This is a genomic window from Caulobacter sp. GW821-FHT09B08 (assembly GCF_059418225.1).
This window is the reverse complement of record NZ_JBWKPL010000002.1, coordinates 298,725-323,959: the sequence shown is the minus strand read 5'-3', so window position 1 is coordinate 323,959 and position 25,235 is coordinate 298,725. Positions and strand designations below refer to the sequence as shown.

Below are 25,235 nucleotides of genomic sequence, written 5' to 3'. Positions count from 1 at the left end.
CCGGCCGCCTGCCGCGTCAGCGACCGGGAACCCGCTCATAGACGATCAGCCGCGTCTTCTTCAGCCGCACCACCTTCACCGGGCGGTAGGCGCGCTTCAGCTCGGCGTCGACGATGGCCACCACCGCGAAGTTGAAGTCGCGCGCCGTCGGCTGCCGGTCGACGATCAGCCGAGGCTTTCCGGCCAGGATGCGCCGCACCTCCGCGGCCTGGTCCACGCCGATCGCGCCGTTCTCGCGCAACAGGTTCAGGTGGCCGGCGAAGGGATAGCGGGTCGGCATGCACGAGCCGGTCAGGTGGTACAGCATCGGATCGCCGTTCCAGACGTAGAGGCAGTCCTTCAACCGAGGGCGGATCGCCTCGACCATCGCCGCCATCTCGGCCTCGCCGCCGCGCTTGATGCGCATCTTGTGGATGACCACGACGTTGGCGATCACGCCGGCCGTCAGCAGCAGGCTCGCGGCGATCAGCCCGATCCGGCGGGGCCGGTGACTGAACAACGGGGCGCAGCACAGGGCCAGCGGGGCCAGCAGCGGCAAGGCGTAGTGATCGAAATAGGTGCCGAACGCCAGGTAACCGACGACCGCCGCCAGCAGCCAACCCAGGGCGAACCGGAAGGTCGACGGCCCGGCGGCGAACCGCTTCCAGGGTTCCAGAACCACGGCCAGCAGCACCACGAACACCGGCACGTGCAGTAGCCGCCAGGCCTTGCCCAACCGCCGGCCCAGCTCCCCGCCCGCCGCGCCGCCCCGATGGCCGATCGACAGGAAGTTGGCGTAGACGAAGGCCTCCGCATGGCCCAGCCAGGCATAGACCGTGAAGGCGGCCAGGGTCGGCGCACAGGCGGCGGCGATCCAGATCGTCGCGTCGACGAGCAGACGCGTGGGACTGCGGCTGGCCCGCCACGACGCCCAGAGCAGCGCCAGCCCCATGAACACGCCCTCGAAGACGGCGGTGTATTTGAGCTGCATCGCCACGCCGACCAGACCCATGGCCAGCACGCCCAGCCCTCGGATCCGCCTTGCCGAGACGCCCGGCCGGGTGGTCGCGACCAAGCTCGCCCAGGCCGCGCCGGCCACGAACAGGTTGTAGAACACCGGCGCCTGGCCGCCGGCGCCGCCGACCAGGTTCAGCATCAGCAGATAGATCACGCCCGCCAGGACGGCGGCCTTCCACCCGGCCATCGGCGCGGCCATGCGGGCGATGATCAGCGCCGTGCCGGCGGCGAACAGGGTGGCCACCACCTGGTACTGGACGATTCCGTCGCCGCCCAGCAGCCGGATGCCGGCGAACAGCACGAACAGGCCCACCGGCTTGCGGTCCCAGATGTCCACATAGGGCAGCGCCCCGTGCAGCATGCGGTCGCCGACCAGCAAGTAGAAGTTCTCGTCCACGTGGATCAGCGGATCGCCGAACAGCGCGCCGCGTATCGCGAAGGCGGCGGCCAGCAGCGCGAAGGCCGCCAGGGTCCAACGTCCGCGCTCGCCGAGGCCTTCCAGCCTTCCCGCGATCATTGGGCGGGCTTCCCGGCCAGGGTGGCGAGGAACGCGCGGGCGCGGCGGACCGCCTTGGCCGGACGCCAGGTGAGGCGTTGCACCGCGCGATAGTTCCAGACCGCCCCCAGCAGGGCGCCGGTCGTCCCGGCGACGTACCAGGGCGCGCCCACGGCGTGCAGGCCCGCGCCCGCCGCCTCGCTGACGGCCGCGCCGCCGAGGCACGCGAGGTAGAAGCTCGCGAGACCCCGCCAGAGGGCCGGCCCGTGCAGGCGCCGATCCCGGAAGGTCAGGCTGTTGTTCAACGCGAAATTCCAGCTCATCGCCAGGAAGATGGCCACGCTCTGGCCCAGCCAGAAAGGGGCTCCCAGCGCGCCGCCCGCGCCCAGCACCGCCAGATGGACGAACAGACCGGTCAGACCGACGAACAGGAACTGGGTCATCCGCGCCGACAGCAGGCCGCCCGACCGCTTTTCGACCAACAGGGCCAGAAGGTCGAACGCCACCCGCAGATCCAGCTTGGACACCCCGCCCACGCGCGGCAGCAGGCTGGTCGAGATCTGCGCCAGCGTGGGACGCCGGCGGTCCGAGGCGACGACGTCGATCAGGATCTTGAAGCCGAGGCCCGACAGGCGCGGCCGAACGCCCTCGTACCACGCCCGGCTCATCATGAAGCAGCCGCTCAGCGGATCGGCCAGACGCAGACCCAGCAACAGGCTCGAAACCCACACGCCGCCCCGGCTGCCCCAGTCGCGGAAGCCGCTCAGGCCCGATCCCCGGCCGGCCAGATAGCGGCTGGCGACCACGATATCGACCGGCGTGCGGTTCATCCGGCCCAGCATCCGGCCGATCAGCTTGGGATCGTGCTGGCCGTCGCCATCCATGATCGCCAGCAGATCGCCCCGCGCCGCGTCCCAGCCGGCGATCGCCGCCGAAGCCAGTCCGCCCGCGCCATGGCGACGGATCAGGCGGATCGCGAGGTTGTCTCGTCCCCGATCCAGCACGACGCGGGCCGTCGCATCGTCGATGGAGTCGTCCACGACGATGATCTCGTGGGGCACGGCGGCCAAATCCTGGCTCACCGCGTCCAGCACGCCGCCGATCGCGTCTTGTTCGTCCAGGGTACAGATCACCACCGACACCCGCGGGACGCCAGCCGGCGGGGTCGTGTCGAATTCACAGGGCAGATTCATGGGGTCGGTTCCAAACCGCGGTCGGCCGGCGGCCGCCGCCTTGAAAGCGAGAGCGCCCGGAAAATCGGAACCGGGCGCTCTCGCTAGGGATCGCGCCGCCTGGTGAGGGGGGGAGCGGCGACGCCCATCCCTTCTGACATATATAATTTACTTGTCTAGTTATTACTATACACATCAGTGACGCTCCGGGGACGGAGCGCCCGGATCAGCCGATGATGTCGATCCAGCCCGCCTCGGCGGGGTGCGGTGCGGCGACCATGGGAGCATGGTCGACCTCATGCGCCGGCGTCGCGAGCAGGACATAGCCGTCGGCGACACCGTTGCCGTCGAGGTCGACGAACACCCGCTGTCCCTCGTTCGTCGACACGATCTCGGTCACGTGGTCGTTGACCGGGAAGATGAAATGGTCGTCCCGGAACACGGCCAGCCGATCGCCTTCCCGGACGTCGAAATCGAAGATCGTCCCCAGCAGGGTGTCGGCCTTGTTCATCGTCTCAGGCGCGGTGATCACGAAGGTGTCGGCCCCTGCCCCGCCATAGGCCTGGGCCTCAGAGGAAAGGAAGATGCGGTCGTTTCCGTCGCCGCCTTCCAGGCGGTCGGCGCCGCCGCCGCCGATCAGCGTGTCGTCGCCCGCCCCGCCCATCAGGTGCTCGGCGTCGCTGCCGCCCACCAGGATGTCGTCGCCACCGCCGCCCGAGATCTCGCGGGCCAGGAAGGCCGGCTTTTCACCATCGCCCTGGGTTTCGACGGTTTCCACCAATGGGGGTTCGCTTCCCGAAGCGGTCGGATGGTGCGCCGCGGGCTCGGGCGCGACCTCGGCGGCGTGCGTCGGCGCGGTCTCGGCGGGGCGGTTCGGCCCGACGTCTGCCGACGACACCGAGACCGCCAGATCGACCGCCTCCGTGGTTCCTGCCGACGAAGACGTGGACGCCGCCGGGGCCTGCGCCTCGGCCTGGTGGTGAGCGTCCTGGGCCTGTTCGTCCTGCGACGCGGCGTCGCCGACCTCGCGCACGACCGTCGATGAGGCCTGGGGTCCGTCGCCGTGCATGTCGTGATCGGGCCAGGCCGTGACCTCGGCCGCATGGGCGCCGAAGCCTTGCAGCTGATGGTCCAGCAGAGCCGCCAGCGCCACGACGATCAGCGTGTCCAGGCCCTTGGCGAACCGCTCGAAAGGCACCACCACGCCGCGCCGGTCCGCCTCGGTCGGCAGCCACGGGCCCAGGGCCGTACGCAGGTTGGCCCCTTGCGACACGACATCCTCGGCGACCATGTGCACGACGAACTGATTGGCCAGTCGGGCCACGTGCACGACGACGTCGCCCGCCTCGTTCAGCAGCGCGCACCATGGCGCGCCGTCGTCCGCCGAGCCGAACACCAGATGCAGGTCGTCATTGTCGCTCGACAGCTGGTCCCGCAGCGCCTCCAGGCGCTCGCGCTCGCTCGACGTCCAGGGCCCGGTCTCGCGGGTCCAGTTGGCCAGGGAGAAGATCGTGCCCACGCCTTGAATCCGTTCAGGCGGCCTAGGCGCGCGCCTGATCGGCCGCGGCGCCGGCTTCGAACAGCAAGCGGTGCAGCTCGGGCTCGTAATAGGCCAGCAGCGTCTTGGCGAACTCGGCCTCGTCCAGGCCCAGGGCCTTGGCCCAGGAGGCCTGGGTCTCGATCGGCAGGCGGCCGACGCCGCTCTCGACCTGCGAGACGAAGGTGTAGTAGCGCAGCCCCACGGCCTCGGAGAGCTGGGCCTGGGTCAGGCCGGCCTGTTCGCGCACGGACTTGAGCCAGCGGCCCGCCTCCTGGCGCAGGAGCTTGGTCTGCGCGGCCTTGGCGGCGTCGGGAGCTGAACGGGACATCGCGTTTCCTGGCGCTGGGTCGCAATCGCGCCCTTCCTAGCACAAGAAACCAGTAATTACGCAACGCCTTATAAAGCGACCTTATAAAACTTGTTACGCGAAATCGGATAACACGGTTTCAGCAACGCTCCAGCACCGCCGCGATCCCCTGCCCGCCGCCGATGCACATGGTCACCAACGCGTAGCGCCCACCGGTCCGCTTCAGCTCGTAAGCCGCCTTCACCGTATTGATCGCGCCCGTCGCCCCGACCGGGTGACCGATAGAGATGCCGCTGCCGTTCGGATTGACCTTCTGCGGATCGAAACCCAGGTCGCGGGCCACGGCGCAGGCCTGGGCGGCGAAGGCCTCGTTGGACTCGATGACGTCCATGTCGGCGACGGTGAGGCCGGCGCGCTGCAGCGCCACCTTCACGGCCGGGATGGGCCCCAGACCCATATAGGCCGGGTCGACTCCCGCATGCCCCCAGGCGACGATCCGCGCCATCGGCTTCAGGCCCCGCTCGCGGACGGCCGCCTCGCCGGCCAGCACCAGGGCCGCGGCGCCGTCATTGATGCCCGATGCGTTGCCGGCCGTGACCGAGCCGTCCTTCTTGAACACCGGCCGCAGGCCGTCGAAGTCGCTCCGGACGGCGTCGTGGCGGACGTGTTCGTCGCGGTCGAAGACCACGGTCCTGCCCTTGGCCCGCACCTCTATGGGCAGGACTTGACCGGCAAAGCGGTCCTCGCGCCACGCGCGGGCGGCGCGGCTGTGGCTCTCCAAGGCGGCGTCGTCCTGGGCGGCGCGATCGATGGCGTAGCGCTCGGCCACGTTCTCGGCGGTCATGCCCATGTGGTAGCGGTTGAAGGGATCGGTCAGCGCCCCGGTCAGGCCGTCGATCATGGGGGTGTCGCCCATCTTCACGCCGAAGCGGGCGGCGGGTACCAGATAGGGCGCGCGGCTCATCGACTCCGCGCCGCCGGCCACGGCGATCTCGGCCTCGCCCAGCTTCACCGCCTGGGCCGCCGAAACCACCGCCTGCAGGCCCGAGCCGCACAGGCGATTGACGCCGAAGGCCGGCGTCTCGACCGGGCAGCCGCCCTCCAGCGCCGCCCAGCGGGCCAGATAGGCGTCGCGCGGCTCGGTGGGGATCACCTGGCCGAACACGACGTGGCCGACCGCCGACGCCTCCACGCCCGCTCGGGCGATGGCTTCGCGCGTGACCCGCGCCGCCAGGTCGGTGGGAGGAACGTCCTTGAGCGCGCCGCCGAAGGTTCCGACGGCGGTGCGCACGCCGGAAACGATGAAGACGTCGCTCATGGAATTCTCCGTACTATCGGGTCGCGGCCTTGCGCCGCCTAGTCCCTACTGGGTCGCGGCCTTACGCCGCTCGGCCGCGCGCTCTTCGCAGAGGCCGATGAAGCCGTGGGCCATGAAGGCGGCCATGCGGACCTTGATGGCCTCGAAGTCGTCGGACTTGCACAGGCCGCTGGACAGGCGGTCGATCCGGCCCGTGCGGGCCAGGGTCAGGGTCAGGGCGCCGGTCACGAAGTGGTAGCCCCAGAAGATGTCCTCGTCCGGACAGCCGGGCATGGCCTTCTTGAGGATGGCGATCAGGCGCAGCACGACGGGGTCGTAGAGGCGGTCCATCACCTCCGCGCCCCAGGCCGGGGTGTTGTTGATCTGGGCGCTGAGCGCGCCGAAATGCCGCCAGCCCTCGCCACCGGTGGAATAGGTGTCCAGATCCGTGTCGAGGAAGGCGCGCAGGGCGCCTTCGACGGTGGGATGGTCGCCGGCGGCCTCGTCATAGGCGTCCAGGGCGTCCATCCGGCGGCCGCTGGTGACCGGCGCGCGGCGGGCCATGACGCGGTCGAACACGTCCTGCTTGTCCTTGAAGTAGTAGTGGACCAGCGACTTGTGGACCCCGACCTTCTCGGCGATGTCCTTGATGGTCACGCCGTAGAAGCCGTGCTGCGAGAACAGCTGCTCGGCCGCGTCCAGGATCTGCTCCAGGCTCTCGGCGCGCTGTTCGGCCTTGCGGCGCGGCTTGCTCGGGGGCGTGGCGGACATTCTTGAGACCTCGGCATGGCGCGCCGACTCGGCGGCGAATACATCGGTCATACTAGGCGCCCCCATAAAGAGCGCGAAGCTTGATCTTGTTGATCTTTCCCGTGGCAGCCAACGGCATGGCCTCGACACGCACGATGCGGTCCGGAATCCACCAGTCCGCCACCCGGCCACGCAGGGCCGAGCGCAGGCCCGCCTCGTCGACCGACTGGCCCTGAGCGGGCTCGATCACCATCACCGGCCGTTCGCCCCACTTGGGATCGGCGCGGGCGATCACCGCCACTAGACCGACGCTGGGCAGGCCGCCGACGATCTCCTCGATCTCCACCGGATTGATCCACTCGCCGCCAGACTTGATCAGGTCCTTGGAGCGGCCGGCCAGGGTGAGGTTGCCCGCATCGTCGATCGAGGCCAGGTCGCCGGTGTCGAACCAGCCGTCGGCGTCCAGGGCGTCGGCCTCGGCGCCGTAGTAGCGCTGGACCACGCTGTGGCCCCTCACCTTCAGGTGACCCACGACATTGCGCTGCTCGGGCAACGGGGTCCCTTCGGCGTCGGTCAGCAGCAGGTCCAGCCCCATGGGCGGACGGCCCGCGCCGCGTGCGGCGCCCGGCTCGCGCGTGGGCGGCGACAGCGTGCCCTGGGGCGACAGCTCGGTCATGCCCCAGGTGGCCTGGACGGTGGCGCCCAGCCGCTGCTCCATCCGCTGCAGCAGGACGTCAGGACAGCTGGAGCCGCCGATCACCACCCGCTCGAGGCTCGGCGTCTCGCCGCCCGTGGCGTCCAGGTGATCGAGCAATGCGATCCAGACGGTCGGCACGCCGACCGCGACGGTGACGCCGTGGTCGTTGATCAGCCGCGCCAGGCTGGCGCCGTCCAGCGCCCGGCCCGGCAGCACCAGGCTGGCTCCCACGGCAGGCGCGGCGAAGGGCAGGCCCCAGGCGTTGGCGTGGAACATCGGCACGGCCGCCAGCACCACGTCGCTCGCGGTCAGGGCCAGGGCGTCGGCCTGCAGCGAGCGGATCGTGTGCAGGTAGTTGGAGCGGTGGGTATAGGCAACGCCCTTGGGGTCGCCCGTGGTGCCGGAGGTGAAGCAGAGCCCGGCCAGGGCCGTCTCGTCGAAGCGACCCCACGGCGCGGGCCGGCCGCGCTCGGCCAGCAGGATGTCGAGGTTCAGCGCCAGGCCGCCGGCCTGGGCGTCTTCCAGAACCAGCAGTCGCTCCAGGCACGGACAGGCAGCCATCACGGCCTCGCCTAGCCCGATCAGGTCGGCGCTGACCGCCAGCAGGCGGTCGCCGGCCTTGGTCGCCATGGCCGCTAGCTGGGCCACCGTCAGGCGCGGATTGAGGGTGTGGCAGACCAGGCCCACGCCCATGGCGCCGTACCAGACCTCCATGTGCCGGGCGCTGTTCCAGGCCAGGGTGGCGATGCGGTCGCCGGGACGCAGGCCCAGGTCCAGCAGCGCGCCCGACAGGTGCCCCGCCCGCTCGCGCAGCTGGGTGTAGGTGGTCGCCTCGTCTCCGCTTTCGCCCGCCGTGACGACCCGGGCGCCGCCATGCCACTTGGCGCCATGCTCCAGGAAACGGTCCACCGTCAGGGCGTAGTCCTGCATGGGGCTGAAAAGCGATCCGGTCATCCTGAAGCGCGGGTCCACTCGAGTTACAAAGCCGGCGAACCGGCGAAGAAGAAAAAGGGCGGCGGCGAACCGCCGAAGGTCGAACGAAGAAGACGGGCGGCGGCGAACCGCCGCCCAGGGGGGAGGTAAAGGCTAGAAAGTCCGGGTCAGGTTCAGGCCGTACTGCCGGGGCGGCCCGGCGTAGCGCAGGCCCGAATTGATCGCGGCGATGTAGGTCTGGTTGGTCAGGTTGGTGGCGTAGCCCGCCAGCGTCCAGTCGCCCTTCTTGAAGGTCAGCAGGGCGTTGACGATGTCGCGCGACTTCAGCCGGTCGCCCAGGGCCTCGTTGTTGAAGATCGAGGTGTAGGCCGGACCGATGTGGGCGAAGTCGAGCCGCGGCGTGATCGTGGCCCCGCCATTCAGGTCGAAGGTGTACTGCGCCCCCACGTGGAAGGTGAAGCTGGGCGCGTAGGCCTGGCGGTTTCCGCCCAGCTGCTGGCAGTTGGCGCTGGCCGGGCCGGTCGCCGGAGCGCAGGTCCCGGTACGGCCCAGGCGCGGATCGGCGGCGTAGAAGTCGCCCAGCTTGGAGTGCGAGACCGAGACCGCCACGTCGAAGGCCGCAGCTCCCAGCAGGGCCTGGGCCGAGCCCTCGACCCCGTACAACTTGGTGTCGCCCAGGACGTTCTGGATGCGGCTGATCTGCGGGAACTGCGGATCGCCGATGTTGACCTGGAAGCCCTTGTAGACGTTGTAGTACGCGCCCAGCTGGGTGCGCACGCGCCCACCGGCCAGGGTCGATTTCCAGCCCGCCTCGTAGTCGGTGACGTTCTCGGGATCGAACGCCTTGGCCGGCTGATAGAGGTTGGGACCGTTCAGCCCGCCCATCTTGTGGCCCGTGGCGACGAAGCCGTAGACGAAGTTGTTGTCGTCCAGCTTGTAGTTCAGCGTGACCTTGCCGGTGACCTTGTTGTCCTCGACCTTGGAGTTCTGCAGCAGCACGATCCCGAACTGCGGATAGGTCTGGTAGACGTCGTCGTTGGTCGAGACCGAGTGGGCATAGCGCGCGCCCACCTGCACCTGGAACCGCTCGCTGATGTCGTAGCTGACCTGACCGAACGCCGCCGTCGTCTCCTTGGGCGTCTTGCCCCACAGGTAGATGTCCAGGACGTTCTCGGGGAAGCCGATGTGGTAGTCGCCGGCCGGATAGACCGAGGACGGGAACTCGACCTCGTCATACTGATAATAGGCGCCCAGCAGCCAGGTCAGGCGCTGGTCGCTGGGCGACAGCAGGTTGAACTCCTGCGACCAGACCTCTTCCTTGACCGTGTCGTAGAAGGTGTTGTTCAGCAGGCTGGTGCCGTCCAGATCCGTCGAGAACTTGGCCGTGCCGTTCTGGTAGCCGGTGATCGAGCGCAACATCACGCCGTTCTTGAACGTGTAGCTGGCGTTCAGCGACGAGCGGACGAAGGTGTCGAGCGCCGAGTTGGGGCCGTTGCTGGTGATCTTGAACGGGTCGTTCGTCGACAGCGCCGGGTCGGACGGATAGCCCCCCAGGTCGATGTCGTTGTAGTCGGTCTTCAGCGTCACCTTCAGGGCGTCGGTCGGCGTCCACAGCAGGCCCAGGCGGATGCTGTTGGTGTCGATGTCGCCGGGGTGACCCTTGTAGGGGCCGGTGATGTCCCAGAAGCTGTCGCGGGTCTCGTGGTTGAAGGCCACGCGCGCCGCCAGGGTGTCGCTGATCGGCAGGTTGATCGCGCCCTGGGCCTTGAAGTCGTTGTAGTTGCCGGCCTGGACCTGGGCGTAGCCGTTCACGCCCCGGAAGTTGGGATCCTGCGAGCGGATGAACACCGCGCCGCCCGTGGCGTTGGCGCCGGCGAAGGTGCCTTGCGGGCCGCGCAGCACTTCCAGGCTGGCGATGTCGTAATAGGGCTCGGTCTGGAAATAGCCCGGGAACGAGGCCACGCCGTCGCGATAGGTGATCACGCCCACGCCGACCGCCGTGGTGGCCTCGGACTTGCCGATGCCGCGCACGTTGAAGAAGTTGCCCTGGCCGAAGTTCTGCACCGTCACCGACGGCGCGGCGAACTGCAGCTGGTCCAGCGAGCTCACCGCCTTGTTGCGCAGGTCGTCGCCGCTCAGCACCGTAGCCGCGACGGCCGTGGTCTGAAGATTGGTGGTCCGCCGCTCGGCCGTGACCACCACCTCGCCCAGCACCGCCGGTTCGGACGCCGCTTCCTGCTTGGATTTGTCGGCTTCCTGAGCCTGCGCCGCGCTCGTCCACAACAGCACGGCCGCCGACGTCGATAACCAGAGTTTCCGCCTCATGGTCGTTCCCCTCTTGGAATGTTTCCTCCGGCGCTCTGGCGGCGCCACGAACATCACCGTGGCGCCATTCGGCGACCCCGTCAATCCTCACCCACTGGTGAGTGAATATTGACCTATCGACCCGCCCAAGGCAGGTTCTGCGCCGACAACGGGACCGGCCACAGCGCCGGACCTTCCATTCGGGGAGAGACAACCATGACCATCGATCTCAGCGGCCGCGTGGCGATCGTGACCGGCGCCGGCGGGGGCCTGGGCCGCAGCCACGCCCTGGCCCTGGCCCGCTACGGCGCGCGCGTCGTCGTCAACGACATGGCCGAGGCGGGCGCCCGCGCCGTGGCCGACGAGATCGTCGCGGCGGGCGGCCAGGCCCTGCCCTATGTCTGCAGCGTCACGGACAAGCAGGCGGTGGCCGCCATGATCGAGACCGCCGTCGAGCGCTGGGGCTCGATCGACATCCTGGTCAACAACGCCGGCATCCTGCGCGACCGCACCTTCGCCAATCTCGAGATCGAGGACTTCGAGGCGGTGATCAACGTCCACCTGATGGGCTCGGTGATCGTGACCAAGGCCGCCTGGCCGCACATGCGTCGCCAGAACTACGGCCGCGTGATCTTCACCACCTCGTCCTCGGGCCTCTACGGCAATTTCGGCCAGTCGAACTATTCGGCCGCCAAGCTGGGCCTGGTCGGACTGATGCAGACCCTGTCGCTGGAAGGCGCCAGGCACGGCATCCACGTCAACTGCCTGGCCCCCAGCGCCGCCACCCAGATGACCGAGAACCTCTACACGCCCGAAGACCTCCGCGGCCTGTCCACCGATCTGGTCAGCCCCGGCGTCGTCGCCCTGGCCGCCGAGGACGCCCCCACCCGGACGACCCTGCTGGCCGGCGCCGGCGCCTTCGAACAGGCCCACATCACCATGACCCGGGGGGTCTATGTCGGCGACCGGCCGGACGCGGCCGAGCAGGTGCAGGCCTCATGGAACCGGATCGGCGATCGCGACAACGAGCAGGTGCCCCAGACCGGCGCCGCGCAATACAATCACGAGGTCGTCCACCCGGGTCGGGAGGCGGCTGCCTAGGCAGGCTTGCCCAGCAGTTCCTTGAGGCGCGGGCCCGCCTTGGCGGCCATCGCCTCGCCCAGCGCCACGGCGGCGTTGGCCGGACGGATCATCACCTCGAACTCCTTGATCTTGCCGGTCTCGTCGAAGGAGATGATGTCGATGCCCTTGAGCTTCTTGTCGCCGACGCGGGCGCTGAACTCCAGCACCACGGCCTCGTGCCCGTCGGTCCAGAACTCGCGGTGATAGGCGAAGTCCTCGAAGATGGTGTTGACCGTGGCGATGATGTGCACCAGCGCCTCGACGCCGGGATAGGGAGAGAAAAAGGCCGGGGAGCGGAACACCACGTTGTCGGCCGCCAGCGGCCGAAGACGGTCGAACTCGCGCTTTTCCAGCAAGTCGTGCCAGGTTTCCAGCGCCTGCTGTGCTTGCTCGCGGGCCATGGCCCCTCCCCGTCTTTCCAAAGTCAGCCCGCGTTCGGACGCGCGAGATCGCCGACATTGTAAAATCGAGGACGGAACCGTCAACTTCGGGACATCCGCCCCAGGCCACGGGATGCTGAAGCTGAAACGTTCGACCGCGCCTCAGCGCAGGAAGAACTCCACCGGAACCACCAGTTCCAGCACCGCGCCGGCGATCTCCGGCGGCGGCGGCGGCAAGGGCTGGGCCCGGGCGACCGTCGCCAGGGCCTCGCGGTCCAGGTCCGCCTGACCGGACGATCGGGCTATGACGCTGGACACCACCTTGCCGTCGCGGGTCATGCGGAAGCGGACGTGAACGACGCCCTGGGCCCGCCGCTCGCGCGCCAGGCGCGGATAGCGTCGTTGCGCCTCCAGGCGGGCCAGGACCAGACCTTGCCAGGTGGCCTCCACGACCCCCGAGGCCACGGCGGCGGGCGGCGCGGGCGCGCGTTGGGGCGGGGCGGCCTCTGACACCGACGGGCTGGGCGCGGCCGGCGGCGTGGGTGGCGCGGTTCGCGGCGGCGGCAGGGTGAAGGGCGCGTCCGCGACCTCGCGGGGCGTGCGCGGCTGAATGCGCGGCGGCTCGGGCGGGGCGGCCCGGGGCGGCGACGGCGTCTTGTCCGGCTCCTGGCTGGGCGCCGGCGCGGGCGGCGCGGCCAGCGTCTCCAGCGACAGCAGGATCGGAGCCGGCGGGGCGGCCAGCGGCTCGGGCGGCGCGCCCAGCCGCAGCACGAGCGCCAGGACCAGCGCTCCATGCAGCCCCAGGGAAACGGCCGCGGCGATCCACCGCGACGCCCGCCCTCGCCTCATGCCGCCTGGGACGGCGGCGCCGGGCGCGACACCACGAAGACGGCCGCCGCCAGCAGGATGACCGGCACGGCGATCGCCGCCCACAGCGGCGGATGGGCCAGCACCTCGAACGCCACCAGGCTGGCGGTCATGCCCAGGCAGGCCAGGATCTTGGCCCGTCTCGGAATGGCCCCGTTGGCCCGCCAGGCGCGCAGGGTCGGGCCGAAGCGCGGATGGTTCAGCAGCCACGCCTCCAGCCGGGGCGAGGAACGGCCGAAGCACCAGGCCGCCAGGATCACGAACACCGTGGTCGGCATGACCGGCAGGAACGCGCCGATCACCCCCAGGACCAGGAACGCCAGGCCCGCCACGAGATAGCCGATGCGAACCCATGCGCTTCCCGGCCTCGACTCAGGACCCGAAGGCGTCGTCGACATAGCGCTGCACCGTCTGGAAGGCGGCCGTGGCCCCGGCCACGACCCGGTCCTCGTCGGCCGAGGTCAGGACGGCCGCGTCGAGCGCGGCGGTGAAGCCGCGCCAGTGCGCCGCCCGGCCGTCGGGATGACCGGCCAGGTGGCGGGCGCCGAACGTAGCGTCCAGGCCCAGCTTGGCGGCGGCCTTGAACAGGAAGGCCGCGCCCAGGTTCGAGCCCTCGGCCACATAGAGCCAGCCCAGCGCCGTGGCCATGTCGACGGCCTGGGCCGGGGCGAAGGCCAGGTCGTCGGCCTCGGCCAGCACGGGCCGGCCGAGATCCGCGCGATCGGCCGCGATCAGGTCCAGCCGCCGCCGCTCCTCGAGATCCGGCAGCAGGGCCAGCAGTTCGGGACGCTGGTAGAGCGCCTCGATGTCGCGATGGAAGCGATACTGCAGGTCCAGGAACAGGCCATAGCGATCGCGGTCGGCGAAGGGCTCGCCCGCCATGATCTTCTGGTCCAGCCGGTCGTGGGTGGCCGAGGTGCTGGCCTTCAGCCGCTTAGACCGGCTCATGTCCGGATGCTGTTGGATCTCGAGGGTCGCCGTCACGATAACTCCAGAGGCTAGAACTTTGCGGTCAGGCTGGCGCGCAAGGTTCGGCCGGGCGCGGGCGTCCAGCCATCCAGGGCGTCGACATAGTACTCGTCCGTCAGGTTCTCGGCCCGCAGGTCGAGGCTGAGGATCTTGGTCACGGCCACCGTCGCGAAGGCGTCGACGACGGTGTAGGGCAGCCAGTAACCGGTGCGCATGCGCTCGGTCGGGGTGATCGGCGCCAGCCGCGGCCCCACCCGGTTGGCCCGCGCCCCGAAGCTCAGCCGGTCCTTGAACACCCGCGCGCCCAGGGTGAGACTGGCGGTGTATTCCGGCGGCATCTGGTTGACCGCGTAGTCGGCCCCGATCGGCAGCGACGTGCACGTGGCCTTGGTCCTGCAGAACGCGAAGTCGGAATAGTAGGTCCCCGCCCACTCGGCGAACACGCGGCCCGCGTCATAGGAGCCGGAAAGCTCGAAACCCTCGAACCGCACCCGCTCCAGATTGGCGGTCGTGAACACCGCGTTGGTGGGCATGCTGGGCGTGGTGAAGACCCGCGAGATGTAGTCCGAATAGCGGTTGTCGAAATAGGACAGCTTCAGCCGCGCCTTGTCCTTGGGCGTCAGCAGGCCGTCCTTCTTGTAGTTGACGCCCAGTTCCCAGTTGTGGGCCACCTCCGAGCGCAGGCCGGGGTTGGGATACAGCAGGGAGTCGCTGCCGATCGTCTCGCGCAGGCTGGGCGGGCGCACGCCCTCGGCATATTGGGCGTAGACCTGCCAACCGCCGCCCGGGATCAGGGTGGCGCTGGCCGAGGGGTTCAGGCGTCCGCCGTCCTTGTCGGTATAGGTCCCGACGATCGAACCCTGGCCCTTCTCCTTGATGCGATAGCCGTCGTAGCGCAGCGCCCCGGCCAGGCGCAGCCACGGCCTGGCCTGCCATTCGCCGTCGCCGAACAGGCTGGCGATCTCGCGCGTGCCGACGCTGGGGCGCATGATCACCGGGCCGTCGCTGGCATAGATCCGGCTGTAATAGGCTTTGCCGTCCATGTCCTCCAGCAGGTAAGAGCCGCCGTAGCGCAGCCCGACCGCGCCGTAGGGCGTCTGCAGTTGGCTGTGGTTGCTGACGTCGCCGCCATAGGTGTTGGTGATCGACAGCCGGGGGTCGTCGGCCGGCGGCCGGGTGGCCGGGGTGATCCAGGGCGCCAGGTAGAAGGCCGGCCCCACCGAGCGCGTGGTGGCGTCCACGCGCGAGGTCCAGAGGTTGGCCTTGAAGTCGATCAGGTCGCTGGGGTTCCAGCGATAGCGGCTGGTGTAGGTGTCGGTCGCGGCCTTCGACAGCTTCACCTGGCGAAAGCTGCTGTCCTGGGTGAACAGCACCGACTGCATGGTCTCGCCGAACTTGGCGTCGTAGTGGGTGTAGCCCAGTTCCAGCGCCTGGGTGTCGCCCCAGCGGACCACGCCCTTGACCAGGGCCGACCAAGTTTCCTGCGAGGTGTTGAACACCTCCTCGCCCGGCTTGGTGAACGACAGGGGCCAGTTGTAGCTGTTGCCGGCGACGCGGTAGGTGGTGTCGCCATGGCTGCCGGCCATGTAGTTGCCGGTCTTGCGATAGGCGAAGGCGCCGACCAGATCGAAGCGGTCGGTGCGGCGCCCGCCGGCCAGGCTGATCGAGCCGTTCTCGTGATCCAGCAGCGTCGCGCCGCCCCGGCGCTGGTCCAGGGTCGCCGGCGCGGCCGCCGAGACGGCGTTGTCGCTGACCCCGGCCTTCACCCGAAAGCCATAGGTTTGGCCGTCGGCCACCACGTCAGCCGCCGTCAGGGTGCTGACCTCGACCACGCCGCCGACCACACCGGCCCCGGCCGCGCCGCCGCTGGGCCCCTTGGCGATCGAGACGCCGCTGATCAGGTCGGGATCCAGATAGACCCGCTCGTCGGCGCCCTGGTAGCCGCGCCAGGTCGTGGTCGACTGCTGGGCGCCGTCGATGGTCACCCGCACGCGGCCCTGGCCCTGCATGCCCCGGATGTTGACGTCCACCGAGACGCCGTTGTGGTTGGACGCCGAGATCACGCCGGGCGTCGACTTGAAGATGTCGCCGGCCGTCTCGCCGCCGAAGCGGGCGATCTGCTCGGCGGAGACATAGTTGGTGGCGCCGGCCGTCTCGTAGGGACGGTCGGCCGGGGCGCCGCTGCGGCCGAAGGCGTCGCCGCCCTGCCCCGCGCCGGCGCCGGCCGCGCCCTCGACGCGCAGGGCGCCCAGTTGGATCGCACCGGCCTCGGCGCGCGGCGCCGGCTCCAGGGTCACCACGCGTCCGTCGATGCGATAGGTGAATCCGGTGCCGGACAGCAGCTGGCTCAGCGCCTGGGCGGCCGGCATGACGCCCGACACGCCGCGCGTGCGGGCCTTTCGGATGGCCACGCCGTCGGTCGAGACCTGCAAGCCCGATTGCAGGCCGAAAGTCACCAAAGCGCTGTCCAGCGGCTGGGCCGGAATGTCGAACGACGGCTCGACCGCCGGCTGGACCGCCTGGGCCAGAACAGGATGCGCCATCGCGCTCATCGCGCTCGTCATCAACAGCACGCCCAACAGGGCGTGGCGGCCCTTGGCGGAAGTCGCCCCCATCTTCACGTCAGCTCTCCGGTTCGCTTGATCCAAGAGGCCGTTCAAGTTGCTAATGCGACTTATTATGAACAGCTTCCTGGAGACAACGACGCGGGCGGCGGAGTTTTCAGAAGAAAGTTGGCGCGGGATCAAAACAGGCTCAGCCGGCCGAGATCACGATCAGCCACGGCGTGACCTGGCGCACCACCGCGTGATGGGGCTGGGCCAAGGCGCGCAGCGCGTCCACCGGATGGCCGGCGTCGTAAACCCCCGTCACGCTACGCGTGGCCAGGACCTTGTCGGCGACCAGGACCCGTCCATGAAACGAGCGGTCCAGGTCCTCGGCGACCTCTCCCAGCGGTCGGTCGACGGCCACCACTCTCCGGGCCGACCAGGCGCCGATCACCGAGGGCGAGACCTGGCCGCGCCGGGCGCCGTCGGCGTCCAGGCGGATCCAGTCGCCAGCGGCCAGCACGGCCGAGACCCCGTCAGCTCGCTCCACGCGCACCCGACCGTGGCGGACCCCGACCTCGTCGCCCTCCCGCCCTCGCCGTACGTCGAACCCCGTGCCCAGGACGGTGACGTCGGTGTCGCCGGCTTCGACCCGGAACGGCCGAGACGGGTCGCGCCGCACTTCGAAGAACGCCTCGCCCGCCTTCAGCCGCACCCGGCGCTCGCCGTCGCGATAGGCCACGTCCAGGACGCTGCCCGGCGCCAGACGCGCGGTGCTGCCGTCGGCCAGGCTGACCACCCGCTCCTGCCCCACCCCGGTCACGTGGTCGGCGGTCAGGCGCGAGAACAGGCCCGGCGCGAAGACCGCGACGGCGGCGACCGCCGCCGCGACGGCCAGGCCGGCGAAGGCGCGGCTCGGCCAGGCGGCGCGGACCTGGCGAGCGGATGCGGTCGGCAAGGCCACGACATTGGCGGTCTGTCCGATCAGGCCGGAGGTTCGAACCGTATGCGCCCAGGCCGCCGCGTGGGCGTCCGAAGCCGCCAGCCAGGCGTCGAAGTCGTCACCGACCTGGTCCGCCTCGCCGTCGTCCTCGGCCAGCAGGATCATCCAGTCGATGGCGTCCTGGAGCGCGCGGGGATCGAGATCTGGCGGCGATGCGGACATCTCGTCTCCCGGGGAGCCGGCCTGCGGCGGTTTGGCGGTCATGAGCTCAACGATCCGGCGTCGCGCTTTTTCAGAAAAAAGCTCATCGGCGCTCCAGGCGTCGCGCGCAGTGGGCCATGCCCTCGGCCACCAGCCCGTGGGCCAGGGCGATCGAAACGCCCAGGTGCGCGGCGATGTCCTTCAGCTTGCGCCCCTCGATGCGGTGCATGCGCAGCGCCGTCTGGGTGCGCTCGGGCAGTTCCGCGAGGCTCTCCAGCACGACGCGCAGCTCGTCGCGCGCCGCGGCCTCGCGCTCGGGCGACGGCGCGGTGGCGGCCAGGTCTTCGAGCACGACCGCCCCGGTCTCCCCGCGCCGCCGTTCGCGCTGGCCCACGCGCAGGCGATCGAGCGCCAGATTGCGGATGATCCGATAGAAATAGCCCCGCGGCTCGTCAAGGACGCGCCCGGCGTCCAGCGACCGCATCCGCAGCCAGGCGTCCTGGACCACGTCCTCGGCCGCCGTGGCGTCGCCCAGGATGCGGCGGGCGTAGTCGACCAGTTCGGCGCGATGCTCGGCGTAGAGGCGGGAGGCGGCGTCGCCCATACGGCGGTTGATCCAAGACGCGCCCGACTACTTGCGAGCCAGTCGCATATAGGCGGACGCGCTCAGCGGAGCAATGGCGGCGTTCCTCGCCCGGCCTTAAGCGGCCTGCCCAAGCTTCCCGGACGCCAGCCGGATTCTGGACGCCCATCGCCAGATACTTACAGATAGAGAGCAAATCGCAATATCGTTTCAATTGAAACGATTTTCAGTCAAATTATTGCCCATAGAAGATAATTCAGCGCGAGAAGCGGTGGCGCGCCATGTCGGACGAAAACGACCGCTATGCGTACGCTATTCTACTCCGTAAGCCTGCACGGGCCGACAAAGGTCGCAAACGATGCTGACCCAAATTGATCACCCGCGGCGACAAGTGTTTGGCCCACCAGCTTGATCGCGCCAATCTGGCAGGAACGCCCGCCACTTCCAGATTATTCCTGCAAACTCAGGAGAACTGCCATGATCGATCACGACAATGGTGGGGACGAATAGGAGGCGCCCGCGCGGCGGGACACTTTCCGGCTGCGATCCGCCCCGAAGATCGAACCGCGTCCAGAGGCCTTGCCGGGAACTGCCCCGAAGCGGCGTCGTTGTGACCCTACCGGGCCGAACCCAGTCGCAGGCCCATCTGCAGGGACCATTTAAAGATGCGCTCGATTCTCCTGGTTCTTCTCGGCGTGCCGCTGCCGATCATTGTGCTTTTGGCGTTTTGCTCCGGCCATTTTTAGGTCTGGAGCCTCGCCATGACTGATCAAGCCCTTGTTCCGGCGCCGGACCTCATTCCGGAAGAAAACCAATCCGCCGTCAGCTGGGACGCGATCCTGGCGGGCGCGGCGGCGAGCATCGCCTTGATGTTCGTGCTCCTCTCGCTCAGCGCGGGCTTTGGCCTGAAAGTCTCCCCTCGCTGGCCCACGGGCCTCGCTGTGCAGGACTTCACGCCCATCGTCGGCGCGACCTTCGTCGCCGTCCAGGTGGTGGGGAGCATGTTCGGCGGCTACCTGGCCGGACGCCTGCGGACCAAGTGGCTGAATGTCCATGATCACGAAGTCCACTTCCGCGACACCGCGCATGGCCTTCTGGCCTGGGCGGCCAGCGTCGTGGGGCTTTTGGTTCTAAGCGCGCTGATGGCGCCCGCCGCGCCGGCCTTGCCGCAAGGCGACCTGTCGCCGGCCGAAGCGCTACGGGCCGCGCGCATTGGCGCTCAGCTGTCGCTCTTCCTGGGCCTGGGCGCCCTGACCAGCGCCTTCTCCGCCAGCGTCGCGGCAGCACTCGGCGGAATGCGGCGCGACGATATGCACAAGCTCTATCGCGCCGCGCGTAAGCCATTCGCCTGAACCTTCCGTCGCCCCGGCCTCAAGAGCCAAGCAACGCTCCGGTGGTGTCTCAATGATCGGCGCGACGAAGAAGCGTGACCTGCGGACCGGTCGATCCCTTTGGGCCGATAGTCCGGGCTTGGGTGTGCCCGCGCATCCGCTGGACAAGGCCGTCAGCGTCGATGTCGCCATCGTCGGTGCCGGGATCAGCGGCGCCTTCATGGCGCATGCGCTAGCAACGGACCATTCTGTCGCCGTCCTTGATCGGCGCCCGCCGTTGACGGGCTCGACCATGGCCTCGACCGCCCTTCTGCAATGGGAGATCGATCTGCCCCTGACGGTGCTGGCCGAACGGATCGGTCCCGCCAAGGCCCGACGCGCCTATCTGCGATCGCGGTCCGCCGTCGACCATCTGCAGCGCATCGTGGCGGAGGAGCGGATCGTCTGCGGACTGAAAGCCAAGTCCTCACTTTAATCTGGCCGGCGACGCCTACGGCCACCGCGCCCTGGACGCCGAAGCCGAGGCGCGCGCGAAAATCGGCCTCGACAGCCGCTATCTTGGGCCGGCCCAGTTGCGCGAGGCCTTCGGCATCGATCGAACCGGCGCCATCGTCTCAAGCGGTTCGGCCAGCGGCGATCCGGCCAGGCTGGCGGCAGGACTGCTGCGCCGGGCTCATGGCCATGGCGCCCAGATCTGGTCGCCGGTCGAGGTGACGCAGGTGGTCAGCGATCCTGACGGCGTCACCCTGCTGACCGACACGGGCCACGCCGTGCGGGCAGGTTCGGTCGTGTTCTGCTGCGGCTATGAATTTCCCAGGGGCGTGCCGACGCCGGGCGCGGAGATCGTCTCGACCTGGGCGATGGCGTCCAAGCCCCGTCAGCGCCGCCCGCCTTGGCTGTGCGACATGCTGGTCTGGGAAGCGTCCGATCCCTACCTTTATCTCCGCATGGGCGGCGATGGCCGGCTCATCGTCGGCGGCGAGGACGAAGCCTCCGCCGACGCCCACGAGGATCGCGCCAAGCTCAAGCGCAAATGTGCGGCCCTGACCGCCAAGCTCGAAATCCTGTTGCCCGGCGTCGCCTTCGAGATCGACTATGGCTGGGCCGGCGCATTCGGCTCCAGCACGACCGGCCTGCCGTCGATCCAGAGGGTCGAAGGCATGGACCACACCTGGGCGGTGATGGGGTTCGGCGGCAACGGCATCACCTATTCGGTCATCGCCTCGCAGATCGTCTCGGCCGAGATCCGGGGCGGGCAGGATCCGGACGCGGACCTTTATCGAGGTTGAGCCCCGGCCGCCTTCGGAACCTCTGGCTCGCCTTGGAACGTCCTTCGTCCGGGCGCCGTTGGACTGCGACCCACAACGAGGAGACGATCATGGGTCAGGATGACCGGCTGCGTATGCAGGACCCGCGCGAGCAATATCCCAAGCCGCCCTTCCCGGCTCAACCGCAGACGGCTCCGGGCCTGGCGTCGAGGATGCATCCCCAGCCGGATCACGGCGAAGAAAGCTATCGCGGTGCGGGCAAGCTCGTCGGCCGCAAGGCCCTGATCACCGGCGCGGACTCCGGCATCGGCCGAGCGGCGGCCATCGCCTACGCCCGCGAAGGCGCCGATGTCGCCATCGGCTACCTGCCCAGCGAGGAGAGCGACGCGCGTGAGGTCATCAGCCTGATCGAGGCCGAAGGTCGCAAGGCCATCGCCCTGCCCGGCGACATCAAGGACGAGGCCTTCTGCCGCGACCTCGTGGCCAAGGCGGTCGAGGGCCTGGGCGGGCTCGACATCCTGGTCAACAACGCCGGCAAGCAGGTCAGTCGCCCCGACATCGCCGCCATCGACAGCCAACAGTTCGACCAAACCCTGAAGACCAACCTCTATGCGATGTTCTGGATCACCCAGGCGGCCAAGCCGCACCTGAGGCCTGGCGCGGCGGTGATCAACACCGCCTCGGTACAGGCCTACGATCCGTCCGAGAACCTGCTGGACTACGCCACCACCAAGGCCGGGATCGTCGCCTTCACCAAGGCGCTTGCCAAGCAGTTGATCAGCCACGGCGTGCGGGTCAACGCCGTGGCGCCAGGCCCCTTCTGGACGGTATTGCAGCCCAGCGGCGGCCAAACCCAGGAAAAGGTCCAGCACTTTGGCGAACACTCCCAGTTCGGCCGCCCTGGCCAGCCGGTCGAGATCGCCCCCGTCTATGTCCTGCTCGCCTCGCAGGAGGCCAGCTTCATTACCGGAGAAGTCTATGGCGTCACCGGTGGCGCGGGCATCGCCTGACCTTACCGTCGGGGCCGGCCCAGGTGATGACATGTTCACGCACCGCAAGGACGCGGAGCCCTTGGGCGGCCCGGCACGTTGTATCGGGCCCACATCTGGAGACACGCGATGACCGACCCTACCGCACCGCCTCCCTCCGATCCGCAACCGCCGGAAATCGACCCGGATGGCGCACCGCCCGAGATCGTCGATCCGCCGGGCGTGGAGATTGAACCCACCGATCCGCCACCGCTCGATCCAAGTGATCCGCGCCCGTACGACGCCCCATCACGCTAGCGTCAGGGCGTCGGCTCGATCCTGGCGACGCGGCCCCGACTTTGCTCAAGGGTCCGTGACCGCACGAGGTTAGAGCCGCGACAACCGATCGAGGAGAGGAACAAAGGGTTCCAACGGCGGGTTTGGCCCACAGCGAACTTGGGTCGAGCGGGAGCTGCGAAATGGCCACGGCGAAAGACACCTTCACCACCGACCTCGGCGCCGGTGGTGAAACCCACCAGCACGTGCCGGAAAAGGGTCCTCACGACGCCGAGGCCCACCTGACCACCAACCAAGGCATCCGCGTTTCCGACAACCAGAACCAGCTGAAGAGCGGCGAGCGCGGGCCGGTGCTGCTGGAGGACTTCGTCCTTCGCGAAAAGATCTTCCATTTCGACCACGAGCGGATCCCCGAGCGGATCGTCCACGCCCGCGGCTCGGCCGCCCACGGCTTCTTCGAGCTCTACGAGTCGCTGTCGGACCTGACCAAGGCCGACATCTTTCAGCGGGCCGGCGAGAAGACCCCGCTGTTCACCCGCTTCTCCACCGTGGCCGGGGGCGCGGGCAGCGTCGACACGCCCCGCGACGTGCGCGGCTTCGCGGTGAAGTTCTATACGAAGGAGGGCAACTGGGACCTCGTGGGCAACAACATCCCGGTCTTCTTCATCCAGGACGCCATCAAGTTCCCCGACCTGATCCACTCGGTGAAGATGGAGGCCGATCGCGGCTATCCGCAGGCCGCCAGCGCCCACGACACCTTCTGGGACTTCATCAGCCTGATGCCGGAAGCCACCCACATGATCATGTGGGCCATGAGCGATCGCACCATCCCGCGTTCCCTGCGCACCATGGAAGGCTTCGGCATCCACACCTTTCGGTTCATCAACGCCGCCGGCAAGTCGACCTTCGTCAAGTTCCACTGGAAGCCCAAGCAGGGTGTGGCCTCGACGCTCTGGGACGAGGCGGTGAAGCTGGCCGGCGCCGATCCGGACTTCCAGCGCCGCGACCTGTTCGAGGCCATCGAACGCGGCGACTTCCCTGAGTGGGAGCTGGGCATCCAGACCTTCGACCAAGCCTTCGCCGACAGCCTGCCCTTCGACGTGCTCGACCCGACCAAGATCATTCCGGAGGAAGTGCTGCCGGTCCGCATCGTCGGGCGGATGGTGCTGGATCGCTATCCGGACAACTTCTTCGCCGAGACCGAGCAGGTGGCCTATTGCCCGGCCAACGTGCCGTCGGGCATCGACTTCACCAACGATCCGCTGCTGCAGGGGCGTCTGTTCAGCTACCTTGACACTCAGAAGAGCCGGCTGGGCACGGCCAACTTCCACCAGATCCCGATCAACGCGCCCAAGTGCCCGGTGATGAACTTCCAGCGCGACGGCATGATGCAGATGCAGCAGCCCAAGGGCCGCGCCAACTACGAACCCAACAGTCTGGCCGAGACCGCCGGCGAGATCGGAGGGCCGCGCGAATGCCCGATGACCGGCTTCAAGACCTTCGGCGAGGTCGGGCGCGACGACGAGCAGGGCGACAAGCTGCGGATCCGTCCCGAAAGCTTCGCCGACCACTACAGCCAGGCGCGGATGTTCTTCCGCTCGCTGGACCCGGCCGAACAGGCCCATCTGGCCTCGGCCCTGGTGTTCGAGCTGTCGAAGGTTGCCATCGAGACGGTGCGGACGCGGATGATGGGGAACCTGGTCAATGTCGATCCGGACTTGGCCAAGCGGGTCGGCGCCGGCTTGAACATGCCCGTGCCCAAGGCGTCGAAGACAGCCGCCCCGGTCCAGGACCTGGACCTCTCGCCCGCTCTGCGCATCGTCAACGGTCCGCGCGAACCCAAGGACATCAAGGGCCATGTGATCGGCATCCTGGTGGCCGACGGCTCGGACGCTGCGGTGGTCGACAAACTGAAGGCGGCTGTGAAGAAAGCCGGCGCCTTGGCCAAGGTCATCGCGCCGAAGATCGGCGGGGCCAAGGGTGCGGACGGGACGCTGATCCCGGCCGATGGCCAGCTGGCCGGAACGCCGTCGGTGACGGTGGACGCCATCGCGCTGGTGCTGTCCGACACCGGTTGCGCGGCGCTTCTGAAGGAGGCGGCGGCCGTGCAGTTCGTGATGGACGCGTTCGGGCACTTGAAGGCGATCGGCGCCACCGACGCGGCCAAGCCGTTGTTGGACAAGGCGGGCGTGGAACCGGACGAGGGTGTTGTCGGCCTGGGCGCCGACTTCATCGCGGCGGCCGCAAAGCGGTTCTGGGATCGGGAGCCGAAGGTGCGGATGCTGGCCTAGGACGAGGGCGAACCCATCGTGGAGCCGTTCGACGCCGTAATTGTCGGGGCCGGTCCCGCCGGCCTGACGGCGGCCACCTATCTGGGGCGGTTCCGCCGCAAGGTCCTCGTCCTGGACGGCGGGCCTTCCCGCGCCGACTGGATTCCCGAGAGCCACAACACGCCCGGTTTCCCGCAAGGCATCGGCGGCCCGACGCTTCTGGCGCGCCTGCGCGAGCAGGCCAGCCTCTATGGCGCCGAGATCCGGACCGCGCGCGCCGAGACCCTGAACCGGACCGAGCACGGCTTCGAACTGGTTCTTTCTGGCGAGGCCGCAACGTCGATAGCCGCGCGCTACGTGCTGATGGCGACTGGCGTGGTCGATCGGATGCCCGATCTAGCCGGTATCGAAGCGGCCATCCGTAAAGCCCTGGTCCGCATCTGCCCGATCTGCGACGCCTACGAAGCGATCGACCGGCGCATAGCCATTCTCGGCGACGGCGACCTGGGCGGCCGCGAGGCGCTGTTCATGACCACCTATTCAGGGCGCGTGACGCTGCTGCATCTCGGCGCGGCTTCGGCGCTCACCTCGCGGTTGGACCTTCAGCGCGCCGGCGTCGAGGTGATCGATGTCGGGCTCGACCAAGTTGCGCTGAACCAGGAGACTGTCGACCTGACTCTGGCTTCGGGGATGTCTCGACGGTTCGACTGCCTCTATCTGGCCCTGGGCTGCGAGATGCAGAGCCGTCTCGCCGTACTGTGGGGCGCGGCGCATGACGAGAGCGGCAATCTTTTGGTCAATGCCCACCAGGAGACCTCCATCGATCGCCTCTACGCGGCGGGCGACGTCGTGCGTGGTCTGAACCAGATCGCCGTGGCCAGCGCAGAGGCCGCCATCGCAGCGACCGACATCCATCGTCGCCTGCGCCAAGACGCCTAGAGATCGGCTGTCTCATCTTCAATCCTGTCGCATCCGCTTTTCCTCTCATCGTTTCAATG

The 25,235-nt window shown here is 68.8% G+C and carries 23 protein-coding genes; 8 read left to right on the top strand and 15 right to left on the bottom strand.

Annotated features, from left to right (window positions below):
- Positions 1–16: 16 nt before the first annotated feature.
- The 8 genes from AC07OA_RS07925 to AC07OA_RS07890 all read right to left on the bottom strand — a co-directional run bounded on the left by AC07OA_RS07925 (position 17) and on the right by AC07OA_RS07890 (position 10,513).
- Complete coding sequence (locus tag AC07OA_RS07925; RefSeq protein ID WP_494663242.1) at positions 17–1,513, bottom strand: ArnT family glycosyltransferase; 1,497 nt, start codon at positions 1,511–1,513, stop codon at positions 17–19.
- A complete protein-coding gene (locus AC07OA_RS07920; RefSeq protein WP_494663241.1) occupies positions 1,510–2,685 on the bottom strand; it encodes a glycosyltransferase in 1,176 nt (391 codons plus the stop codon). Before AC07OA_RS07920 ends, AC07OA_RS07925 begins: the two co-directional genes overlap by 4 nt.
- 205 nt (positions 2,686–2,890) lie before the next feature.
- Positions 2,891–4,183 (bottom strand): calcium-binding protein, encoded by a 1,293-nt coding sequence (locus AC07OA_RS07915; RefSeq protein ID WP_494663240.1) that lies wholly within the window; start codon positions 4,181–4,183, stop codon positions 2,891–2,893.
- Positions 4,184–4,205: 22 nt separating this feature from the next.
- The gene (locus AC07OA_RS07910) at positions 4,206–4,532 is read right to left on the bottom strand and encodes a helix-turn-helix domain-containing protein (RefSeq protein ID WP_494663239.1); all 327 of its coding nucleotides are present in this window, start codon (positions 4,530–4,532) and stop codon (positions 4,206–4,208) included.
- Positions 4,533–4,650: 118 nt separating this feature from the next.
- Complete coding sequence (bktB, locus tag AC07OA_RS07905; protein ID WP_494663238.1) at positions 4,651–5,829, bottom strand: beta-ketothiolase BktB; 1,179 nt, start codon at positions 5,827–5,829, stop codon at positions 4,651–4,653.
- A gap of 45 nt (positions 5,830–5,874) precedes the next feature.
- On the bottom strand, positions 5,875–6,579 hold the full coding sequence (locus tag AC07OA_RS07900; protein WP_494663237.1) for a TetR/AcrR family transcriptional regulator: 705 nt from the start codon (positions 6,577–6,579) through the stop codon (positions 5,875–5,877).
- 52 nt (positions 6,580–6,631) lie between these two features.
- The gene (locus tag AC07OA_RS07895) at positions 6,632–8,209 is read right to left on the bottom strand and encodes an AMP-binding protein (RefSeq protein WP_494663236.1); all 1,578 of its coding nucleotides are present in this window, start codon (positions 8,207–8,209) and stop codon (positions 6,632–6,634) included.
- A gap of 132 nt (positions 8,210–8,341) precedes the next feature.
- The gene (locus AC07OA_RS07890; RefSeq protein ID WP_494663235.1) at positions 8,342–10,513 is read right to left on the bottom strand and encodes a TonB-dependent receptor; all 2,172 of its coding nucleotides are present in this window, start codon (positions 10,511–10,513) and stop codon (positions 8,342–8,344) included.
- 195 nt (positions 10,514–10,708) lie between these two features.
- Here AC07OA_RS07890 and AC07OA_RS07885 point away from each other — a divergent pair, with 195 nt between their 5' ends.
- Positions 10,709–11,593, top strand: coding sequence for an SDR family NAD(P)-dependent oxidoreductase (locus tag AC07OA_RS07885; RefSeq protein ID WP_494663234.1), 885 nt, complete (start codon positions 10,709–10,711; stop codon positions 11,591–11,593).
- On the opposite strand, the gene AC07OA_RS07880 is transcribed toward AC07OA_RS07885, so the two are convergent.
- From AC07OA_RS07880 to AC07OA_RS07850, 7 genes are all read right to left on the bottom strand, one after another.
- The gene (locus tag AC07OA_RS07880) at positions 11,590–12,015 is read right to left on the bottom strand and encodes a nuclear transport factor 2 family protein (protein WP_494663233.1); all 426 of its coding nucleotides are present in this window, start codon (positions 12,013–12,015) and stop codon (positions 11,590–11,592) included. The two genes, AC07OA_RS07885 and AC07OA_RS07880, sit on opposite strands and share 4 nt — an antisense overlap.
- Before the next feature lie 141 nt (positions 12,016–12,156).
- On the bottom strand, positions 12,157–12,843 hold the full coding sequence (locus AC07OA_RS07875; protein ID WP_494663232.1) for an energy transducer TonB: 687 nt from the start codon (positions 12,841–12,843) through the stop codon (positions 12,157–12,159).
- Positions 12,840–13,259: a YbaN family protein gene (locus AC07OA_RS07870; RefSeq protein ID WP_494663231.1), complete on the bottom strand. Its 420-nt coding sequence runs from the start codon at positions 13,257–13,259 to the stop codon at positions 12,840–12,842. The genes AC07OA_RS07875 and AC07OA_RS07870 overlap by 4 nt, the downstream gene beginning before the upstream one ends.
- Complete coding sequence (locus tag AC07OA_RS07865; RefSeq protein WP_494663230.1) at positions 13,234–13,845, bottom strand: biliverdin-producing heme oxygenase; 612 nt, start codon at positions 13,843–13,845, stop codon at positions 13,234–13,236. The genes AC07OA_RS07870 and AC07OA_RS07865 overlap by 26 nt, the downstream gene beginning before the upstream one ends.
- Before the next feature lie 14 nt (positions 13,846–13,859).
- A complete protein-coding gene (locus AC07OA_RS07860; protein WP_494663229.1) occupies positions 13,860–16,445 on the bottom strand; it encodes a TonB-dependent receptor in 2,586 nt (861 codons plus the stop codon).
- Positions 16,446–16,584: 139 nt separating this feature from the next.
- Positions 16,585–17,541: a FecR family protein gene (locus AC07OA_RS07855; protein ID WP_494663228.1), complete on the bottom strand. Its 957-nt coding sequence runs from the start codon at positions 17,539–17,541 to the stop codon at positions 16,585–16,587.
- An 82-nt stretch (positions 17,542–17,623) separates the two neighbouring features.
- Complete coding sequence (locus tag AC07OA_RS07850; protein WP_494663227.1) at positions 17,624–18,124, bottom strand: sigma-70 family RNA polymerase sigma factor; 501 nt, start codon at positions 18,122–18,124, stop codon at positions 17,624–17,626.
- A 740-nt stretch (positions 18,125–18,864) separates the two neighbouring features.
- On the opposite strand from AC07OA_RS07850, the gene AC07OA_RS07845 reads away from it, so the two are divergent.
- The 7 genes from AC07OA_RS07845 (at position 18,865) to AC07OA_RS07815 (ending at position 25,176) form a co-directional block, all read left to right on the top strand.
- On the top strand, positions 18,865–19,455 hold the full coding sequence (locus AC07OA_RS07845) for a hypothetical protein (RefSeq protein ID WP_494663226.1): 591 nt from the start codon (positions 18,865–18,867) through the stop codon (positions 19,453–19,455).
- A gap of 52 nt (positions 19,456–19,507) precedes the next feature.
- Positions 19,508–19,909 (top strand): FAD-dependent oxidoreductase, encoded by a 402-nt coding sequence (locus AC07OA_RS07840; RefSeq protein ID WP_494663225.1) that lies wholly within the window; start codon positions 19,508–19,510, stop codon positions 19,907–19,909.
- A gap of 1 nt (position 19,910) precedes the next feature.
- Positions 19,911–20,723 carry an NAD(P)/FAD-dependent oxidoreductase gene (locus AC07OA_RS07835; protein WP_494663742.1) on the top strand — a complete coding sequence of 271 codons (813 nt, stop codon included), beginning with the start codon at positions 19,911–19,913 and terminating at the stop codon, positions 20,721–20,723.
- An 89-nt stretch (positions 20,724–20,812) separates the two neighbouring features.
- Positions 20,813–21,712 (top strand): SDR family oxidoreductase, encoded by a 900-nt coding sequence (locus AC07OA_RS07830; protein WP_494663224.1) that lies wholly within the window; start codon positions 20,813–20,815, stop codon positions 21,710–21,712.
- Positions 21,713–21,820: 108 nt separating this feature from the next.
- A complete protein-coding gene (locus AC07OA_RS07825) occupies positions 21,821–21,988 on the top strand; it encodes a hypothetical protein (protein ID WP_494663223.1) in 168 nt (55 codons plus the stop codon).
- A gap of 161 nt (positions 21,989–22,149) precedes the next feature.
- On the top strand, positions 22,150–24,258 hold the full coding sequence (locus AC07OA_RS07820) for a catalase (protein WP_494663222.1): 2,109 nt from the start codon (positions 22,150–22,152) through the stop codon (positions 24,256–24,258).
- A gap of 18 nt (positions 24,259–24,276) precedes the next feature.
- A complete protein-coding gene (locus tag AC07OA_RS07815) occupies positions 24,277–25,176 on the top strand; it encodes an NAD(P)/FAD-dependent oxidoreductase (RefSeq protein WP_494663221.1) in 900 nt (299 codons plus the stop codon).
- The last annotated feature ends 59 nt before the right edge of the window (positions 25,177–25,235 follow it).

What these genes read in the sequence shown, in the direction of transcription:
- AC07OA_RS07925 (WP_494663242.1), bottom strand. Translation starts at nt 1,513, where the DNA reads ATGATCGCGGGAAGGCTGGAAGGCCTCGGCGAGCGCGGACGTTGGACC.
- AC07OA_RS07920 (WP_494663241.1), bottom strand. Translation starts at nt 2,685, where the DNA reads ATGAATCTGCCCTGTGAATTCGACACGACCCCGCCGGCTGGCGTCCCG.
- AC07OA_RS07910 (WP_494663239.1), bottom strand. Translation starts at nt 4,532, where the DNA reads ATGTCCCGTTCAGCTCCCGACGCCGCCAAGGCCGCGCAGACCAAGCTC.
- bktB (WP_494663238.1), bottom strand. Translation starts at nt 5,829, where the DNA reads ATGAGCGACGTCTTCATCGTTTCCGGCGTGCGCACCGCCGTCGGAACC.
- AC07OA_RS07900 (WP_494663237.1), bottom strand. Translation starts at nt 6,579, where the DNA reads ATGTCCGCCACGCCCCCGAGCAAGCCGCGCCGCAAGGCCGAACAGCGC.
- AC07OA_RS07895 (WP_494663236.1), bottom strand. Translation starts at nt 8,209, where the DNA reads ATGACCGGATCGCTTTTCAGCCCCATGCAGGACTACGCCCTGACGGTG.
- AC07OA_RS07890 (WP_494663235.1), bottom strand. Translation starts at nt 10,513, where the DNA reads ATGAGGCGGAAACTCTGGTTATCGACGTCGGCGGCCGTGCTGTTGTGG.
- AC07OA_RS07885 (WP_494663234.1), top strand. Translation starts at nt 10,709, where the DNA reads ATGACCATCGATCTCAGCGGCCGCGTGGCGATCGTGACCGGCGCCGGC.
- AC07OA_RS07880 (WP_494663233.1), bottom strand. Translation starts at nt 12,015, where the DNA reads ATGGCCCGCGAGCAAGCACAGCAGGCGCTGGAAACCTGGCACGACTTG.
- AC07OA_RS07875 (WP_494663232.1), bottom strand. Translation starts at nt 12,843, where the DNA reads ATGAGGCGAGGGCGGGCGTCGCGGTGGATCGCCGCGGCCGTTTCCCTG.
- AC07OA_RS07870 (WP_494663231.1), bottom strand. Translation starts at nt 13,259, where the DNA reads ATGTCGACGACGCCTTCGGGTCCTGAGTCGAGGCCGGGAAGCGCATGG.
- AC07OA_RS07860 (WP_494663229.1), bottom strand. Translation starts at nt 16,445, where the DNA reads ATGGGGGCGACTTCCGCCAAGGGCCGCCACGCCCTGTTGGGCGTGCTG.
- AC07OA_RS07855 (WP_494663228.1), bottom strand. Translation starts at nt 17,541, where the DNA reads ATGTCCGCATCGCCGCCAGATCTCGATCCCCGCGCGCTCCAGGACGCC.
- AC07OA_RS07850 (WP_494663227.1), bottom strand. Translation starts at nt 18,124, where the DNA reads ATGGGCGACGCCGCCTCCCGCCTCTACGCCGAGCATCGCGCCGAACTG.
- AC07OA_RS07845 (WP_494663226.1), top strand. Translation starts at nt 18,865, where the DNA reads ATGACTGATCAAGCCCTTGTTCCGGCGCCGGACCTCATTCCGGAAGAA.
- AC07OA_RS07840 (WP_494663225.1), top strand. Translation starts at nt 19,508, where the DNA reads ATGATCGGCGCGACGAAGAAGCGTGACCTGCGGACCGGTCGATCCCTT.
- AC07OA_RS07830 (WP_494663224.1), top strand. Translation starts at nt 20,813, where the DNA reads ATGGGTCAGGATGACCGGCTGCGTATGCAGGACCCGCGCGAGCAATAT.
- AC07OA_RS07825 (WP_494663223.1), top strand. Translation starts at nt 21,821, where the DNA reads ATGACCGACCCTACCGCACCGCCTCCCTCCGATCCGCAACCGCCGGAA.
- AC07OA_RS07820 (WP_494663222.1), top strand. Translation starts at nt 22,150, where the DNA reads ATGGCCACGGCGAAAGACACCTTCACCACCGACCTCGGCGCCGGTGGT.